This window comes from Pseudomonas sp. DE0010 (assembly GCF_007680745.1).
Classification (GTDB): domain Bacteria; phylum Pseudomonadota; class Gammaproteobacteria; order Pseudomonadales; family Pseudomonadaceae; genus Aquipseudomonas; species Aquipseudomonas parafulva_B.
Window position 1 is genome coordinate 79,249 of the sequence record NZ_VEJQ01000016.1, and the last position, 15,601, is coordinate 94,849.

19 protein-coding genes and 1 tRNA gene are annotated in these 15,601 nt (G+C 61.2%); 17 read left to right on the forward strand and 3 right to left on the reverse strand.

From position 1 onward, the window contains the following. Positions 1-68 precede the first annotated feature (68 nt). From FS767_RS13785 to FS767_RS13865, 17 genes are all read left to right on the forward strand, one after another. Positions 69-398 carry a ribbon-helix-helix domain-containing protein gene (locus FS767_RS13785; protein ID WP_144966264.1) on the forward strand — a complete coding sequence of 110 codons (330 nt, stop codon included), beginning with the start codon at positions 69-71 and terminating at the stop codon, positions 396-398. Positions 399-490: 92 nt separating this feature from the next. Then, a complete protein-coding gene (locus tag FS767_RS13790; protein WP_023536249.1) occupies positions 491-712 on the forward strand; it encodes an FmdB family zinc ribbon protein in 222 nt (73 codons plus the stop codon). A 93-nt stretch (positions 713-805) separates the two neighbouring features. After that, positions 806-2,581 carry an aspartate--tRNA ligase gene (aspS, locus tag FS767_RS13795; RefSeq protein WP_144966266.1) on the forward strand — a complete coding sequence of 592 codons (1,776 nt, stop codon included), beginning with the start codon at positions 806-808 and terminating at the stop codon, positions 2,579-2,581. A 107-nt stretch (positions 2,582-2,688) separates the two neighbouring features. Then, entirely contained in the window at positions 2,689-3,435 is a 747-nt protein-coding gene (locus FS767_RS13800) for a YebC/PmpR family DNA-binding transcriptional regulator (RefSeq protein ID WP_144966268.1), read from the forward strand. A 159-nt stretch (positions 3,436-3,594) separates the two neighbouring features. Continuing rightward, positions 3,595-4,119: a crossover junction endodeoxyribonuclease RuvC gene (ruvC, locus tag FS767_RS13805; RefSeq protein WP_023536229.1), complete on the forward strand. Its 525-nt coding sequence runs from the start codon at positions 3,595-3,597 to the stop codon at positions 4,117-4,119. Between the two features lie 108 nt (positions 4,120-4,227). Continuing rightward, positions 4,228-4,845, forward strand: coding sequence for a Holliday junction branch migration protein RuvA (gene ruvA, locus FS767_RS13810; RefSeq protein WP_058604315.1), 618 nt, complete (start codon positions 4,228-4,230; stop codon positions 4,843-4,845). Then, complete coding sequence (ruvB, locus tag FS767_RS13815) at positions 4,842-5,888, forward strand: Holliday junction branch migration DNA helicase RuvB (RefSeq protein ID WP_144966270.1); 1,047 nt, start codon at positions 4,842-4,844, stop codon at positions 5,886-5,888. The genes ruvA and ruvB overlap by 4 nt, the downstream gene beginning before the upstream one ends. Before the next feature lie 124 nt (positions 5,889-6,012). Further along, entirely contained in the window at positions 6,013-6,465 is a 453-nt protein-coding gene (gene ybgC / locus FS767_RS13820; protein ID WP_058604314.1) for a tol-pal system-associated acyl-CoA thioesterase, read from the forward strand. Positions 6,466-6,467: 2 nt separating this feature from the next. After that, the gene (gene tolQ / locus FS767_RS13825) at positions 6,468-7,163 is read left to right on the forward strand and encodes a protein TolQ (RefSeq protein WP_023536305.1); all 696 of its coding nucleotides are present in this window, start codon (positions 6,468-6,470) and stop codon (positions 7,161-7,163) included. A 14-nt stretch (positions 7,164-7,177) separates the two neighbouring features. Beyond that, on the forward strand, positions 7,178-7,630 hold the full coding sequence (tolR, locus tag FS767_RS13830) for a protein TolR (RefSeq protein WP_003254760.1): 453 nt from the start codon (positions 7,178-7,180) through the stop codon (positions 7,628-7,630). After that, positions 7,630-8,703, forward strand: coding sequence for a cell envelope integrity protein TolA (gene tolA / locus FS767_RS13835; protein ID WP_144966272.1), 1,074 nt, complete (start codon positions 7,630-7,632; stop codon positions 8,701-8,703). The genes tolR and tolA overlap by 1 nt, the downstream gene beginning before the upstream one ends. A gap of 26 nt (positions 8,704-8,729) precedes the next feature. After that, entirely contained in the window at positions 8,730-10,001 is a 1,272-nt protein-coding gene (gene tolB / locus FS767_RS13840) for a Tol-Pal system beta propeller repeat protein TolB (protein WP_205885280.1), read from the forward strand. Positions 10,002-10,055: 54 nt separating this feature from the next. Beyond that, positions 10,056-10,559 carry a peptidoglycan-associated lipoprotein Pal gene (gene pal / locus FS767_RS13845; protein WP_023536326.1) on the forward strand — a complete coding sequence of 168 codons (504 nt, stop codon included), beginning with the start codon at positions 10,056-10,058 and terminating at the stop codon, positions 10,557-10,559. 6 nt (positions 10,560-10,565) lie between these two features. Continuing rightward, on the forward strand, positions 10,566-11,372 hold the full coding sequence (gene ybgF, locus FS767_RS13850; RefSeq protein ID WP_144966276.1) for a tol-pal system protein YbgF: 807 nt from the start codon (positions 10,566-10,568) through the stop codon (positions 11,370-11,372). Positions 11,373-11,546: 174 nt separating this feature from the next. Further along, positions 11,547-12,194, forward strand: coding sequence for a 7-carboxy-7-deazaguanine synthase QueE (gene queE, locus FS767_RS13855; protein ID WP_023536244.1), 648 nt, complete (start codon positions 11,547-11,549; stop codon positions 12,192-12,194). 15 nt (positions 12,195-12,209) lie between these two features. Further along, the gene (gene queC / locus FS767_RS13860; protein ID WP_144966278.1) at positions 12,210-12,884 is read left to right on the forward strand and encodes a 7-cyano-7-deazaguanine synthase QueC; all 675 of its coding nucleotides are present in this window, start codon (positions 12,210-12,212) and stop codon (positions 12,882-12,884) included. A 61-nt stretch (positions 12,885-12,945) separates the two neighbouring features. Further along, positions 12,946-13,021 (forward strand) — tRNA-Lys (locus tag FS767_RS13865). 439 nt (positions 13,022-13,460) lie between these two features. On the opposite strand, the gene FS767_RS13870 is transcribed toward FS767_RS13865, so the two are convergent. The 3 genes from FS767_RS13870 to FS767_RS13880 all read right to left on the reverse strand — a co-directional run bounded on the left by FS767_RS13870 (position 13,461) and on the right by FS767_RS13880 (position 15,561). Beyond that, complete coding sequence (locus tag FS767_RS13870) at positions 13,461-14,054, reverse strand: TetR/AcrR family transcriptional regulator (RefSeq protein WP_144966280.1); 594 nt, start codon at positions 14,052-14,054, stop codon at positions 13,461-13,463. 118 nt (positions 14,055-14,172) lie between these two features. Then, positions 14,173-15,183, reverse strand: a complete 1,011-nt coding sequence (locus FS767_RS13875; protein ID WP_144966282.1) for an alpha/beta fold hydrolase — start codon at positions 15,181-15,183, stop codon at positions 14,173-14,175. A gap of 93 nt (positions 15,184-15,276) precedes the next feature. Further along, a complete protein-coding gene (locus FS767_RS13880; RefSeq protein ID WP_144966284.1) occupies positions 15,277-15,561 on the reverse strand; it encodes a hypothetical protein in 285 nt (94 codons plus the stop codon). Positions 15,562-15,601: the final 40 nt, after the last annotated feature.

Consider the following 15,601-nt stretch of genomic DNA (forward strand, 5'->3'; position numbering starts at 1 on the left):
CCGCTGCTCTGCACTGGCGCGTTCGGCGCTTGATACACCCCTTGGTTCAATCATCAGGAGGTGTGCAGATGGCTCAGTCTGGCAAGCGGACGGCAGGTCAGGGGCGCTGGCCCGGCAAGCAATGCGTCGACCCATTCACGGCAGATTTCGACATGTTGCAGACCCAGCCTATTTCCCGCTCGGTGCGGCTCAATGGTTTTTCCACCTGTCTGCGCCTAGAAGCCGTGTATTGGGGTATCCTCGAGCGCATTGCCGCTGCCAACCAGTGCTCGGTCAGTGCGGTGTTGTCCTACGTCGACCGTGAGGTGCACCTGCGCCAGGGGGGCGTGCGCAACTTCAGTGGGCTGATACGGGTGATCTGCGTGGCCTGGTTGCAGCAGCCACCGACGTCGCACTGATTGCCCGGCGGGCTGCGCAGCGCTGGTTAACCATATATAATCCCGCCTTTTGCTGCCCAGGCAGCCAGCGTTATGGTTGACGAGAGACATCCATGCCCCTTTACGACTATCAATGTGCGTCCTGCGAGCACCGTATGGAAGTGCTGCAGAAAATCAGCGCCGCGCCGCTCACCGATTGCCCGGCCTGCCAGGCGCCGGCGATGAAGAAACTGCTGTCGGTACCCGGCTTTCGCCTGAGCGGTAACGGCTGGTACGAAACCGACTTCAAGACCGGTGCGAAAAAGAATCTGGCAGGCGGCGACAAGGCCGACTGAGTTGAATGCTATGACCGGGTCTTGCAGTATTAGCCCTCCGGGCGGCCAAGGCCTCCATCGAATACACGAATCACGAGAAGCGAAACCACCATCATGATGCGCAGCCATTATTGCGGCCAACTGAACGAGAGCCTGGACGGCCAGGAAGTCACCCTTTGCGGCTGGGTCCATCGTCGCCGGGACCACGGCGGGGTGATCTTCCTCGACATCCGTGACCGCGAGGGCATGGCCCAGGTCGTTTTCGATCCGGATCGCGCCGACACCTTCGCCGCAGCCGACCGTGTGCGCAGCGAGTATGTCGTGCAGATCACCGGCAAGGTCCGCCGTCGCCCGGAAGGTGCGGTGAACAGCAACATGGCCTCCGGTGCCATCGAAATCCTCGGCTACCAGCTCAATGTGCTGAACGAAGCCGAAACCCCGCCGTTCCCGCTGAACGAATACTCCGACGTTGGTGAAGAAACGCGTCTGCGCTACCGCTTCATCGACCTGCGTCGCCCTGAGATGGCCGACAAGCTGCGCCTGCGTTCGCGCATCACCAGCAGCATTCGACGCTTTCTCGACGAAAACGGCTTCCTCGACGTGGAAACGCCGATCCTGACCCGCGCCACCCCTGAAGGCGCGCGCGACTACCTGGTGCCAAGCCGTACCCACGCCGGTAGCTTCTTCGCCCTGCCGCAGTCGCCACAGCTGTTCAAGCAGTTGCTGATGGTCGCCGGTTTCGATCGTTACTACCAGATTGCCAAGTGCTTCCGCGACGAAGACCTGCGTGCCGATCGCCAGCCGGAATTCACCCAGATCGACATCGAGACCAGCTTCCTGGACGAGTCCGAGATCATGGGCCTGACCGAGAGCATGATCCGCAAGCTGTTCAAGGAAGTGCTGGACCTGGAGTTCGGCGAATTCCCGCACATGACCTTCGAGGAAGCCATGCGTCGCTATGGCTCCGACAAGCCAGACCTGCGCATCCCGCTGGAGCTGGTTGACGTCGCCGACCAGCTCAAGGACGTGGACTTCAAGGTATTCGCCGGCCCCGCCAACGATCCTAAATGCCGCGTCACCGCGCTGCGCCTGCCAGGCGGCGCCAGCATGCCGCGCAGCAAGATCGACGAATACACCAAGTTTGTCGGCATCTACGGTGCCCGTGGCCTTGCCTACATCAAGGTCAACGAGCGTGCCAAGGGCGTTGATGGTCTGCAGTCGCCGATTGTCAAGAACATCCCCGAGGCCAATCTCAACACCATCCTCGACCGCGTGGGCGCCGTTGACGGCGACATCGTGTTCTTCGGTGCCGACAAGTTCAAGGTGGTCAGCGAAGCGCTGGGCGCCCTGCGTATTCGTCTGGGTCACGACTTCGAACTGTTCACCTGCGAGTGGGCGCCGATGTGGGTCGTCGATTTCCCCATGTTCGAAGAAAACGAAGACGGCAGCTTCACCGCGCTGCACCACCCGTTCACCGCGCCCAAGTGCACGCCCGAGGAACTGGAAGCCAACCCGGCCACGGCCCTGTCCCGTGCCTATGACATGGTGCTCAACGGTACCGAACTCGGTGGCGGCTCGATCCGTATCCACCGCAAGGAAATGCAGCAGGCCGTGTTCCGCCTGCTGGGTATCGAGGCGGCGGAACAGGAAGAGAAGTTCGGCTTCCTGCTCGATGCCCTGAAGTTCGGTGCACCGCCTCACGGTGGCCTGGCCTTCGGCCTGGATCGCCTGGTCATGCTGATGACCGGCGCCCAGTCGATTCGTGAAGTGATTGCCTTCCCGAAAACCCAGAGCGCCGCGTGTGTCATGACCCAGGCGCCGGGCATGGTCGATGCCAAGGCATTGCGTGAGCTGCACATCCGTCTGCGCGAGCAGACCAAGGTCGAGTAATCGGCCCGGGCGCAGCCGGCGGTTGCGCCCACGCGCTTTGGCGCAGTCTTTCCACGTTCCGCCCTTCGGGGCGGAACCTGTTTCTGTTACACGGATCGGGAGTCGTTATGGCGGGTCATTCCAAGTGGGCGAACATCAAGCACCGCAAAGAGCGCCAGGATGCCAAGAGGGGCAAGGTATTCACCAAGTGGATCCGCGAGCTGACAGTCGCTGCCAAGCAAGGCGGCCCGGACCCTGCCTCCAACCCGCGCCTGCGCCTGGCGCTGGACAAGGCCCTGGGCGCCAACATGAGCCGCGATATCATCGATCGCGCAGTGGCCCGTGGCGCCGGCACGAACGAAAGCGACAACGTCGAAGAGCTCACCTATGAAGGTTACGGGCCGGGCGGTGTAGCGATCATGGTCGAGGCCATGACCGATAACCGCAACCGCACAGCTGCAGCAGTGCGCCATGCCTTTGCCAAGTGCGGGGGCAACCTGGGCACCGATGGCTCGGTCGCCTACCTGTTCGAGCGCAAGGGGCAGATCAGCTTTGCACCGGGCCTGGAGGAGGATGCCTTGATGGAGGCGGCGATGGAGGCCGATGCCGACGACGTGGTGGCCCACGAGGACGGCTCGTTTGACGTGTTCACCTCGTTCAACAGCTTCTACGCCGTGCGCAATGCCTTGGAAGAGGCCGGTTTCAAGGCGGCCGACGCCGAAATCGTGATGCAGCCGACCACTAGCGCCGAACTCGATCAGGAGGGCGCCGAGAAGGTACTCAAGCTGATCGACATGCTCGAAGACCTGGACGACGTACAGAACGTCTACTCCAATGCGCAGATTTCCGACGAGATCATGGAAAACCTCGGCTGAGGGCTTTCCGGCGCGCCATACTGACGCTTCCGGGCGTCGTACAGGCCCTTTCGCAGGGCACCCGTGGCACAGGTGGCGACACATGCGACCTGGCCAGGGGGTTGACCTGCGAAAGGGCCTGTACTGTTTGCACACCGCTTCACTTCAACGACAGGCGCTATGACTCTGATTCTAGGTATCGACCCCGGCTCGCGCATCACAGGTTATGGCGTCGTCCGCCAGACCGCACGTGGTTGCGAGTACGTGGCCTCAGGCTGCATCCGCACAGGCAGTGGTGAACTGCACGAGCGCTTGCAGATCGTGTTTCGGGGGGTCAGCGAAGTCATCGGCCAGCATGGCCCGGTGACCATGGGCATCGAGCGGGTGTTCATGGCCCGCAACGCCGATTCCGCCCTCAAACTGGGACAAGCCCGAGGCGCGGCCATCGTCGCCGCGGCTGAAGCAGGGTTGGAAATCGCCGAGTACAGCGCCACTCAGGTCAAGCAGGCAGTGGCCGGTACGGGCGGGGCGAACAAGGACCAGGTGATGATGATGGTCATGCACCTGCTCAAGCTGACCCAGAAGCCCCAGATCGATGCTTCCGACGCGCTGGCCATCGCCTTGTGCCATGCCCACACCCGTTCGAGCCTGGTGCCCCATGGGCTGTCGACGGCGCGTCGGCGCGGTGGGCGCTTGCGTCTGTAAGCGCTTCATGCGCTGATACACATTTTGTGCAGGTGGAGCGTCCGCCTGCCGTATTTGCTGATAGGGTTGAGCGGCCATCGAGCAGCTCCCCGTGAAAAGGATCGAAACGTGATCGGACGTTTGCGCGGCACCCTGGCGGAAAAGCAGCCGCCGCACCTCATCATCGACGTCAATGGCGTGGGCTACGAACTGGAAGTCCCCATGACGACGCTTTATCGCCTGCCCAAGGTCGGCGAACCGGTGACAGTGCACACACACCTTGTGGTGCGCGAAGACGCCCACCTGCTCTATGGCTTTGCCGAGAAGCGCGAGCGCGAATTGTTCCGCGAACTCATTCGGCTCAACGGTGTAGGCCCCAAGCTGGCCCTGGCACTGATGTCCGGGCTTGAGATCGATGAGCTGGTGCGCTGCGTCCAGGCCCAGGACGCCTCGGTGTTGGTACGCGTACCCGGCGTAGGCAAAAAAACAGCAGAGCGCCTGCTGGTCGAGCTCAAGGACCGCTTCAAGGCCTGGGAAACGTCACCGGCCATGTTCACGCTTGTGTCCGATGGCCCACTGCCGGCCGCCAGCGAGTCCAGCGCCGAGGCGGATGCGGTCAGCGCCCTGGTGTCCCTGGGCTACAAGCCTCAGGAAGCGAGCAAGGCCATCGGCGCGATCAAGGACAAGTCGGGGCTTTCCAGTGAAGAGCTGATTCGTCGCAGCCTCAAGGGGATGATTACCAAGTGATCGAAGCCGACCGCCTGATCGCTGCCAGTGGCCGCGACCGCGAAGAAGTCCAGGATCGCGCCATCCGGCCATTGCGGCTGGAGGAGTACATCGGCCAGCCCGTGGTGCGCGAGCAAATGGCGTTGTTCATCCAGGCGGCGCGTGGGCGCAGCGAGTCGCTCGACCACACCCTGATCTTCGGCCCGCCAGGCCTGGGCAAAACCACCTTGGCCAACATCATCGCCTATGAGATGGGGGTATCGGTCAAAAGTACCTCGGGGCCGATTCTCGAGCGCCCTGGCGACTTGGCCGCCATGCTGACCAACCTTGAGCCCCATGACGTGCTCTTCATCGATGAGATCCACCGGCTGTCGCCGGTCGTCGAAGAAGTGCTCTACCCAGCCATGGAAGACTTCCAGCTCGACATCATGATCGGCGAAGGCCCGGCGGCCCGCTCGATCAAGCTCGACCTGCCACCTTTCACACTGGTCGGTGCCACCACGCGCGCTGGCATGCTCACCAACCCGTTGCGCGATCGTTTCGGTATCGTCCAGCGGCTGGAGTTCTACAGCGACAAGGACCTGGCCACCATCGTCAGCCGTTCGGCCAACATCCTGGGCTTGGTCATCGAGGACCTCGGTGCCTACGAGATCGCACGCCGTGCCCGTGGCACGCCGCGCATTGCCAACCGTTTGCTGCGGCGGGTACGCGACTACGCCGAAGTGCGCGGCAAAGGCCAGATCACCAAGGCCGTGGCCGACATGGCGCTCAACCTGCTGGACGTCGATGAGCGCGGCTTCGACCATTCCGACAGGCGCCTGCTGCTGACCATGATCGAGAAGTTCGACGGTGGCCCGGTCGGCGTCGACAACCTTGCCGCCGCCATCAGCGAAGAACGTCACACCATCGAGGACGTGCTCGAGCCCTATCTCATCCAGCAGGGCTACATCATGCGCACCCCCCGTGGCCGTGTGGTGACCCGGCACGCCTACCTGCACTTCGGCCTGAATGTTCCCGGGCGGTTGGGGGAGGGCGCGGATTTTTCCGAGCCGGGTGATGAATGACAGATCGAAACATGCTTTTCGTGGTCCTACCGCTGGCATGCAGCGGGGGCGTTGGCACCTGGACATGAATGTTGAAAAACAGTTGCCAGAGCGGATTGGCAAGCCGAGGAGTAAGCACTAGAGTATGCGCGCGCAAAAAGGCCTGGAACCGTTCACACACCGTTGTCGCGTCTATTACGAAGATACCGATGCCGGTGGCGTGGTGTATTACGTCAACTACCTGAAATTCATGGAGCGCGCGCGCACCGAACGCTTGCGGCACCTGGGCTTTTCCCAGTCGCAACTGGCTGACGACAACCTGCTGTTCGTGGTCCATTCCAGCGAAGCGCGCTACCACGCGCCGGCGCGGCTGGACGATGAATTGCGGGTGACCGCGCACGTACTTGAACTCAATCGCGCCAGCTTGCACTTCGTGCAGCAAGTGTGGCGGGAAAGGGACGACACGCTGCTCTGCGAAGGGCGGTTCCTGATAGCCGCTGTGCGCGCCGACACTTTCAAACCCCGAGCCATACCTCCCCAGCTGCGCGACGCCTTTGCGGCAGACGGCTCGGGTAATCAATCGAATGCAGGAGAATAAGCGTGGAAGCTAACGTCGTCGACCATACCTCCATGTGGAGTCTGGTCAGTAACGCCAGCGTCGTGGTGCAGCTGGTGATGCTGACCCTGGTGGCCGCCTCGGTCACCTCGTGGATCATGATTTTCCAGCGCAGCACCATGCTGCGCGCCGGTCGTCGTGCGCTCGATGCTTTCGAGGAGCGCTTCTGGTCGGGTATCGACCTGTCCAAGCTGTACCGCCAGGCCGGTAGCAACCCGGACCCGGACTCGGGTGTGGAGCAGGTCTTCCGTGCAGGCTTCAAGGAGTTTTCCCGCCTGCGTCAGCAACCTGGCGTTGACCCGGATGCCGTGATGGAAGGGGTTGGTCGTGCCATGCGCGTTGCCATTTCCCGCGAAGAAGAAAAGCTCGAGCAAAGTTTGCCGTTCCTGGCGACCGTGGGTTCGACGAGCCCCTATATCGGCCTGTTCGGTACCGTGTGGGGCATCATGAACTCCTTCCGCGGCCTGGCCAGCGCCCAGCAAGCCACGCTCGCCACCGTTGCGCCGGGCATCGCCGAGGCGTTGATCGCCACGGCCATCGGCCTGTTCGCAGCCATCCCGGCGGTGATTGCGTACAACCGCTTCGCGGCCCGCAGCGAGACGCTGATCGGCCGTTACTACACCTTCGCCGACGAGTTCCAGGCGATCCTGCACCGCAAAGTGCACACCAGCGAAGAGTAATCAGGTAGAAGCCCATGGCCCGAGTTCGCCACAAACGCAAGCCCGTCGCCGAGATGAACGTGGTGCCCTACATCGACGTGATGCTGGTGCTGCTGGTCATCTTCATGGTGACGGCGCCCATGCTCAACCAGGGCGTGAAGGTCGACCTGCCCAAGGTTTCCAGCGAAGCCTTGCCGCAGGACAACAACGTCCAGATCCTTACCATTTCCATCAAGGCCGACAAGACCTACTACTGGAACCTTGGCAGCGAAGTCGATACCGACAAGCAGATGGACAAGGCCATGACCCTGCCGGCCATGACCGACGCCGTCACCAAGATCATCGCGGCCGGCCGCGACCAGGGCAAGCAGACCCAGGTATTCATCCGCGGCGACAAGGCGGTGGACTACGGCGCGGTCATGGGTGCCATGGGCGGGCTGCAGAAAGCCGGTGTCGGTAACGTCGGCCTGATTACCGAGGCACCCTGATGCAACAGCGAGAGCCCTCTGCCTCGGAAAGCTACTTCTGGCCCAGTGTCTGGGCCATCGGCCTGCATGTGCTGGTGTTCGGCATGCTGTTCGTAAGCTTTGCCATGACGCCCGAACTGCCGCCGGCCAAGCCGATCGTTCAGGCTACGCTGTATCAGCTCAAGTCCAAGAGCCAGGCCACCACCCAGACCAATCAGAAGATTGCCGGGGAAGCCAAGAAAACCGCTTCGCGCCAGACCGAGGTCGAGCAGCTTGAGCAGAAGAAGGTCGAGCAGGAAGCGGTGAAAGCTGCGGAACAAAAGAAAGCCGACGCTGCTCAAAAGGCCCAGGAGGCACGCGAGGCAGCCGAGGCCAAGAAAGCCGAGGACGCCGCCAAGGCCGCTGAAGCTGCCAAAGCCGCCGAGGCCAAGAAAGCGGCTGAAGCCAAGAAGGCCGATGAGGCGAAGAAAGCGGCCGAGAAACAGCAGGCTGACATCGCCAAGAAGAAGGCCGAGGAAGAAGCGAAGAAAAAAGCCGAAGAAGAGGCCAAGAAACAGGCCGCTGAAGAGGCGAAGAAGCAAGCTGCCGAGGAGGCCAAGAAGAAGGCCGCAGCGGCCGAAGAAGCGAAGAAGAAGGCAGCCGAAGACGCCAAGAAGAAGGCCGCGGCCGATGCCCAGAAGAAAAAGGCACAGGAAGCGGCTCGCAAGGCGGCTGAAGACAAGAAGGCACAGGCCCTGGCCGAGCTCTTGTCCGACACCACCGAGCGGCAGCAGGCGCTGGCCGACGAGCAGGGTGACCAAGTGGCCGGCGACTTCGACGACTTGATCCGCATGCGCGCGGCAGAAGGCTGGGCTCGCCCGCCATCGGCGCGTAAAGGCATGACGGTGGTACTGCAGATCAGCATGTTGCCCGATGGCACCATCACCAGCGTCAGTGTGGCCCGGTCAAGCGGTGACGGCCCCTACGACAGCTCGGCGGTGGCAGCGGTGAAGAACATCGGTCGCCTGACTGAAATGCAGGGCATGAAGCCGAGCGATTTCAACCAATATCGCTCGTTCAAGATGACATTTACACCTGAGGATCTAGCGTTGTGATTAAACGTCTGAGAGGACTGCTGGTCATGCTGTGCTGCGTGGCAGGCATGGCCGTAGCAGAGGAAAAGAACATCCTGGTCACCAGTGGCAGTGACCGGGCAACGCCAATTGCGGTGGTGCCGTTCGCTGTTCAAGGTGGCAGTGTGCTGCCTGAAGACATGGCCGACATCATCGGCAACGACCTGCGCAACTCCGGCTACTATTCGCCTATCCCGCGCCAGAACATGATCAGCCAGCCTTCCCAGGCCAGCGAAGTCATCTTCCGCGACTGGAAGGCGCTGGGTGCCCAGTACGTGATGGTAGGCAGCATCGTGCCCTCCGGTGGGCGCTTGCAGGTGCAATACGCCCTGTTCAACGTCGCCACCGAGCAGCAGGTCCTGACCGGCAGTGTCGCTGGCGGCACCGACCAGTTGCGCGACATGTCGCACTACATCGCCGACCAGTCGTTCGAGAAGCTCACCGGTATCAAGGGTGCCTTCTCCACGCGCATGCTGTACGTGACGGCCGAGCGCTTCTCCACCAACAACACGCGCTACACCCTGCAGCGTTCGGACTATGACGGTGCCCGCGCCGTGACCCTGCTGCAGTCCCGCGAGCCCATCCTGTCGCCGCGCTTTGCGCCCGATGGCAAACGCATCGCCTATGTATCGTTCGAGCAGAAGCGCCCGCGTATCTTCGTCCAGCACATCGATACCGGTCGCCGTGAACAGGTCACCAACTTCGAAGGCCTCAATGGCGCACCTGCCTGGTCGCCAGATGGTTCGCGCCTGGCCTTCGTGCTGTCCAAGGATGGCAACCCGGACATCTACGTGATGAACGTGGCTTCGCGTCAGATCAGCCGCGTGACCGCCGGCCCTGGCATCAATACCGAGCCATTCTGGGGTAAAGACGGCAACACCCTGTACTTCACGTCCGACCGTGGCGGCAAGCCGCAGATCTACAAACAGTCGGTCAGTGGCGGCAGCGCCGAGCGCGTAACCTTCGTGGGTAACTACAACGCCAACCCTAAACTCTCGGCGGATGAAAAGACCCTGGTGATGATTCACCGCCAACAGGGTTTCACCAACTTCAAAGTTGCCGCCCAGGACTTGCAACGCGGAAGTGTAAAGATTCTCTCGGAAACAAGTCTTGATGAGTCTCCCACTGTTGCGCCCAACGGCACCATGCTAATCTACGCCACCCGCCAGCAGGGCCGGGGAGTCTTGATGCTCGTGTCGCTTAATGGCCGCGTGAGGCTCCCACTTCCTACCGCTCAAGGCGAAGTCAGAGAACCGTCCTGGTCCCCTTACCTGAACTGATTGCGGCGTAATACGTTTTGCTTAACACACTGGGGTTTCATTAGGAGTTTCACGATGGAAATGCTGAAGTTTGGTAAATTCGCTGCGCTGGCTCTGGCCATGGCCGTGGCTGTAGGTTGCTCCTCCAAGGGCGGTGACAACGCAGGTGAAGGCGCTGGCGCCGTTGACCCGAACGCTGGCTACGGTGCCAACACCGGCGCAGTCGACGGTTCCCTGAGCGAAGAAGCCGCTCTGCGCGCAATCACCACCTTCTACTTCGAATACGACAGCTCGGACCTGAAGCCAGAAGCCATGCGCGCTCTGGACGTTCACGCCAAGGACCTGAAAGCCAACGGCAACCGCGTTGTCCTGGAAGGCAACACCGACGAGCGCGGCACCCGCGAGTACAACATGGCTCTGGGTGAGCGTCGTGCCAAGGCCGTTCAGCGCTACCTGGTTCTGCAGGGCGTTTCCCCTGCTCAGCTGGAAGTGGTTTCCTACGGCGAAGAGCGTCCAGTTGCTACCGGCAACGACGAGCAGTCCTGGGCTCAAAACCGTCGCGTAGAACTGCGTAAGTAAGTTCCTATGCGCAAGTGCCGCCGTGCAGTAACCGTCCTCGCACTCAGCCTGCCCTTTTCGGCGTGGGCTGCAGTCCCTGTAGTAGATGACAACACAGGCAGCTATCCGCCTGCGGGTTATGGCACGAGCGGCGCCTATGCCGGGTCAGGGGCTTCGGCCCCTGCCTCTGCACAGGGCCAGCTGTTCATGCAGCTGCAACAGATGCAGGATCAGCTTTCCCGCCAGCAAGGCATCATCGAAGAGTTGCAAAACGATGTGTCTCGTATGAAGCAGGAAAACCTGGAGCGATACCAGGACCTGGACCGTCGCATCAACAGTGGCGCTGCGCCTGCCGCGACCCCTGACAATTCTTCCGCCGGTGGTGCCTCTGGTGCCGCCGCGGGGGCTGCAGCCGGTGCTGCTGCCCAACAACCGGCCGCCAGTAGCGAGCCCGGTGATCCGGCCAAGGAGAAGCTCTACTACGATGCTGCCTTCGACCTGATCAAGCAAAAAGACTTCGACAAGGCCAGCCAGGCGTTCAACGCCTTCCTGCGCAAGTACCCCAGCAGCCAATATGCTGGTAACGCACAGTATTGGCTGGGCGAAGTGAACCTGGCCAAAGGTGATCTGCAGGGCGCAAGCCAGGCGTTCGCCCAGGTAAGCCAGAAGTACCCCAAGCACAGCAAGGTGCCAGACTCCTTGTACAAACTGGCCGACGTCGAGCGTCGTCTCGGCCACACGGACAAGGTAAAGGGCATTCTCCAGCAGGTGGTGACCCAATATCCGGGCACATCGGCTGCGCAACTGGCGCAGCGAGACCTGCAAAGGCTGTGAAGTAATGCGGCGCTTGCCTGCCGTTCGAAAGAAACCCGCGCCTGGCGCGGGTTTTTTCGTTAGAATCACCGCCCTTTTTTCGTAAACACGCTGTCACGGATAACGCTATGTCGAGTCCGTGCCAGTGCCTGACGGAGGCGGGCAGCCTGTTTTGCTGTCACGCCCGTGGCGATCATGCAAGATACATTACGCATCACCGAAGTCTTTTACTCGTTGCAGGGTGAAACACGAACGGCTGGGCTGCCCACGGTATTCGTGCGGCTCACCGGTTGCCCCCTGCGCTGCCAATACTGCGACAGCGCCTATGCCTTCAGTGGCGGCACCCTTCGCAGCCTGGATTCGATCCTTGAACAGGTGGCCGGCTTCAAGCCGCGCTATGTCTGCGTGACGGGCGGCGAGCCCCTCGCCCAGCCTAACGCCTTGCCCCTGCTGCAGCGCCTGTGCGACGCCGGTTACGAAGTCTCGCTGGAAACCAGCGGCGCGCTCGATATCGCCGGCACCGACACCCGTGTCAGCCGCGTCGTCGACCTGAAAACCCCAGGTTCGGAAGAATCGCACCGCAACCGCTATGAGAACATCGAGCACCTGACGCGCAACGACCAGGTCAAGTTCGTCATCTGCTCCCGCGAAGACTACGACTGGGCGGTGTCCAAGTTGATTCAGTACAACCTAGCCGAGCGCGCCGGCGAAGTATTGTTCTCGCCCAGCCACCACCAAGTGAGTGCCACTGATTTGGCCGACTGGATCGTTGCCGACAACTTGCCTGTGCGTTTCCAGCTTCAGCTGCACAAGCTGTTGTGGAACGACGAACCTGGCCGCTGAGCAAGAGAGTGAGACATGACTGATAAACGCGCAGTAATTCTTCTGTCCGGTGGCCTGGATTCGGCCACGGTAGTGGCCATGGCCAAGGCCCAGGGCTATGCCTGCTACACCATGAGCTTCGATTACGGCCAGCGTCACCGCGCTGAGCTCAACGCCGCTGCACGGGTCGCTCATGACCTGGGCGTGGTAGAGCACAAGGTGATCGGGCTGAACCTGGACGGCATCGGTGGCTCGGCCCTGACCGACAGCAGCATCGATGTGCCGGAAACGCCGGGCGAAGGTATCCCGGTGACCTACGTACCAGCGCGCAACACGGTGTTCCTGTCGCTGGCGCTGGGCTGGGCCGAAGTGCTGCAAGCCCGTGACATTTTCATCGGTGTCAATGCCGTGGATTATTCCGGCTACCCGGACTGCCGCCCCGAATTCGTCGAAGCCTTCGAACGCATGGCCAACCTGGCTACCAAGGCAGGGGTCGAAGGGCAGGGTTTCCGCATTCAGGCGCCCTTGCAGAACATGAGCAAAGCCCAGATCGTCCAGGCCGGCGTGGCGCATGGGGTCGACTATAGCTTGACTGTGTCGTGCTACCAGGCTGATGACGACGGGCGTGCCTGTGGCAAGTGCGACAGCTGCCGCTTGCGCGCTGACGGCTTCAAGGCAGCATCCGTGGCGGACCCAACGCGCTATTTTTAAGAAATTTTACTGCGGGGTGTTGATTTCTCTATAGAAATCAGTATTATACGCGCCATCCAACGGGTCGTTAGCTCAGTTGGTAGAGCAGTTGGCTTTTAACCAATTGGTCGTAGGTTCGAATCCTACACGACCCACCATATTCGCAGCGGTTCGTATGTACTAGGAAGTAAGGCCTGTCACAGCCAACCTAGTCGTGCTGCCGTATGGAGCGAACCTTAGGCGCGCTTCAGCGTGATGCAAATATGAAATAGCCCGCAGCCTGCACAGGTTAGCGGGCTTTTTCGTTGGTCCAGTCAGCGTATGCACCTGCCTTCACCCCATATCCCACCTGCGGCCAGTGCTCAAAAAAATCATGCAACACAGCTTCATAGCTGAAGCAGGTGATAGTTTTTCGCCAATACATAGCCCGATCCTGAGCCGGTGATACCGCAGCTCAGGTGGATCAGTACGACACAACCCCCATCAGAGGCGAAGCGCCGTTATATTCCAGGAACAGCTGCCCACTGTTTGTGCTTGCCGATGAGGTGTTGCAGGAAGAGTGCTGCCCGAGATGGGACTGGGCGTCTGGGGATAAGGTCAGGCGTGTGGTTTCAGCAACAATCCGGCGAGCAGTAGGTCTAGCGCGGCCACGCTTTCTGCGAGTCTCGGCATGACGTCGTCGGTCTCGGCGATCCAGAAGGCCGCCTCTGCCAAGCTGCCATAAATCAGCGCGGCCAGTGCTTGTGGATTGACAGGGGCTACGGTTCCCTGGCGAATCAAGTTGGCAAGCAGTAATTGCATCGAGTCCACGCAATAGCGCTGTGCGTCTGGCGATGCTCCTCCCAGAACTGCGCGGGCGTCGCGCAACACGATTCGCTGAATTGGCGGTTCCGTTGCCATCTCCAGATAGGCACGGCAACGCTTACAGAAACCCTCCCAGGCATCGTCTGCTGTGTCGGTGATCGCTCGCAAGCGCGCGTCCATTTCCGCATCCAGCTGCTCGACCACCGCCGCCAACAGCCCCTGCTTGTCGCCGAAGTGGTGATATAGCGCCCCTCGGGTGAGCTGCACCTGGGCTGTCAGTTCATCCATTGATGTCTGCGCGTACCCGCGCTCACTGAACATCTTGCGCGCTATCGCCAGGAGCGTGGCGCGGGTTTCTTCCATTTCGGCACGGGTACGGCGGGCCATCAGGCATTTCCTTTTTCAAAAGGGGACATGACGGTGAACAACTGCCGCCACTGACGTGATCCGCGTATTTTCCGGTGCCGGGCTTACAGAGACAAGTCCGGCGCCGTAGTGGTGGGCATTAGCGCGCGAGCAGCTCGTGGATGGCACTCTCGATGGTATGGGTATCCCTGTCATTCAAGCCTTCACCGGCAACGTGTCCCCAGTCGGACTCGAGTATGCGCAATTCGGCCCCGGCGATGCACCTGGCTTCCTGCTCGGCATCCTGCACCGGAAAATACAGATCGCTGGAGGAGGGCATGATGATGGTCTGAGCCTTGATCGATGCCAGCGCTTTGTCGATATCGCCTTGGTAACGCGTATTGGCGCTGATATCGGCATGCTGGCCGGTCCATAGCTGGGCGAGCAGGTTATTTGCGTCGCGCTTGAGGAACCAGCCTTCCCAAAAGTCGATCAAGAAGTCTTCGATCGACGCATAACCCAGCTCCCGTTGATCTAGGCGTTCGCGATAGAACGCTTGGGAGAATCCCCATCCCGCGTAGATCCGTGCCGCCACGCGCAGGCCGCGATGCGGGGGCTGTGTGTAGAATCCCTCCTTGAAATCAGGGTCGAGCTCAATCGCCGCGCGCACGCTGTCGAAGAACACATGGAAGTGTCGGGAGGTCTGCGCTGCGCTCTGGAAGGTGAACAACCGTTCCACCTGCTCAGGATAGGCTGCAGCCCATTCGAACGCTTGCGAGCCCCCCAAGGACCAGCCGATTGCCAGCCTGATCCGATTGATCCCGAATTTCTCGGTCAACAGGCGGTGTTGCTGGTTCACGTTGTCATGCACGGTAATGCGCGGAAAGCGATTGCCGTTCTGTGGTTCCGGGGTGTTGCAGGGTGAACTCGACAAACCATTGCCGAAGGCGTCGGGCACAATGATGAAGTACTTGCTCGGGTCCAGGGCTCGACCTTCACCAACCAGCCAGGCAGTATCGTCGTGGGTGGCGGCGAAAGAGGTCGGGTAGACGATGACGTTGTCCTTGGCGGCGTTGAGCTTGCCGTAGGTCTGGTAGGCAAGCTTGGCCTGGCGCAGGCAGCGGCCGGACTGCAACTGGATGTCGCCAAGTTCGAAGATTTCGTGGGGCATGGGATGTTCTCTCGGTCTGAGCGAATGGCGGTTGGTGAACATGAGCCGGATGGCCGGCTCTAGCGATCAATCAGGGCAGTCGGTAGGCGCATGCTACGACCAGAAACATCGAGACGCGCGGTACCCACTGCCAGTATCCAGCCCAACTTCCCGCCAAGCCCACGCCATACTCAGGACCAGCAGCGCCACGGCAACGCCGAACGCGTAGCTGCGTTGCCGCCACAGGCCAGTAGCGACTGCCGCAAGCAGCAGCCCCGCCACCAGGTAGAAGCCACTGCCACCGAGCAGCACCAACCAGGTGCCGCCAGCCAGCATCGTTAGGCCGATCAGTGCCAGGCAGGCCCCGGCTATGCACATCAACATCCGTGTACAACTCATTGTGGCCATCTCCCTAGCCATTCACGGGTATATACCGGCC

Bases quoted from the DNA above. Each gene is read 5' to 3' on its own strand.
- FS767_RS13785 (WP_144966264.1), top strand. From the start codon at position 69: ATGGCTCAGTCTGGCAAGCGGACGGCAGGTCAGGGGCGCTGGCCCGGC.
- FS767_RS13790 (WP_023536249.1), top strand. From the start codon at position 491: ATGCCCCTTTACGACTATCAATGTGCGTCCTGCGAGCACCGTATGGAA.
- aspS (WP_144966266.1), top strand. From the start codon at position 806: ATGATGCGCAGCCATTATTGCGGCCAACTGAACGAGAGCCTGGACGGC.
- FS767_RS13800 (WP_144966268.1), top strand. From the start codon at position 2,689: ATGGCGGGTCATTCCAAGTGGGCGAACATCAAGCACCGCAAAGAGCGC.
- ruvC (WP_023536229.1), top strand. From the start codon at position 3,595: ATGACTCTGATTCTAGGTATCGACCCCGGCTCGCGCATCACAGGTTAT.
- ybgC (WP_058604314.1), top strand. From the start codon at position 6,013: ATGCGCGCGCAAAAAGGCCTGGAACCGTTCACACACCGTTGTCGCGTC.
- tolR (WP_003254760.1), top strand. From the start codon at position 7,178: ATGGCCCGAGTTCGCCACAAACGCAAGCCCGTCGCCGAGATGAACGTG.
- tolA (WP_144966272.1), top strand. From the start codon at position 7,630: ATGCAACAGCGAGAGCCCTCTGCCTCGGAAAGCTACTTCTGGCCCAGT.
- tolB (WP_205885280.1), top strand. From the start codon at position 8,730: ATGCTGTGCTGCGTGGCAGGCATGGCCGTAGCAGAGGAAAAGAACATC.
- pal (WP_023536326.1), top strand. From the start codon at position 10,056: ATGGAAATGCTGAAGTTTGGTAAATTCGCTGCGCTGGCTCTGGCCATG.
- ybgF (WP_144966276.1), top strand. From the start codon at position 10,566: ATGCGCAAGTGCCGCCGTGCAGTAACCGTCCTCGCACTCAGCCTGCCC.
- queE (WP_023536244.1), top strand. From the start codon at position 11,547: ATGCAAGATACATTACGCATCACCGAAGTCTTTTACTCGTTGCAGGGT.
- queC (WP_144966278.1), top strand. From the start codon at position 12,210: ATGACTGATAAACGCGCAGTAATTCTTCTGTCCGGTGGCCTGGATTCG.
- FS767_RS13870 (WP_144966280.1), bottom strand. From the start codon at position 14,054: ATGGCCCGCCGTACCCGTGCCGAAATGGAAGAAACCCGCGCCACGCTC.
- FS767_RS13875 (WP_144966282.1), bottom strand. From the start codon at position 15,183: ATGCCCCACGAAATCTTCGAACTTGGCGACATCCAGTTGCAGTCCGGC.
- FS767_RS13880 (WP_144966284.1), bottom strand. From the start codon at position 15,561: ATGAGTTGTACACGGATGTTGATGTGCATAGCCGGGGCCTGCCTGGCA.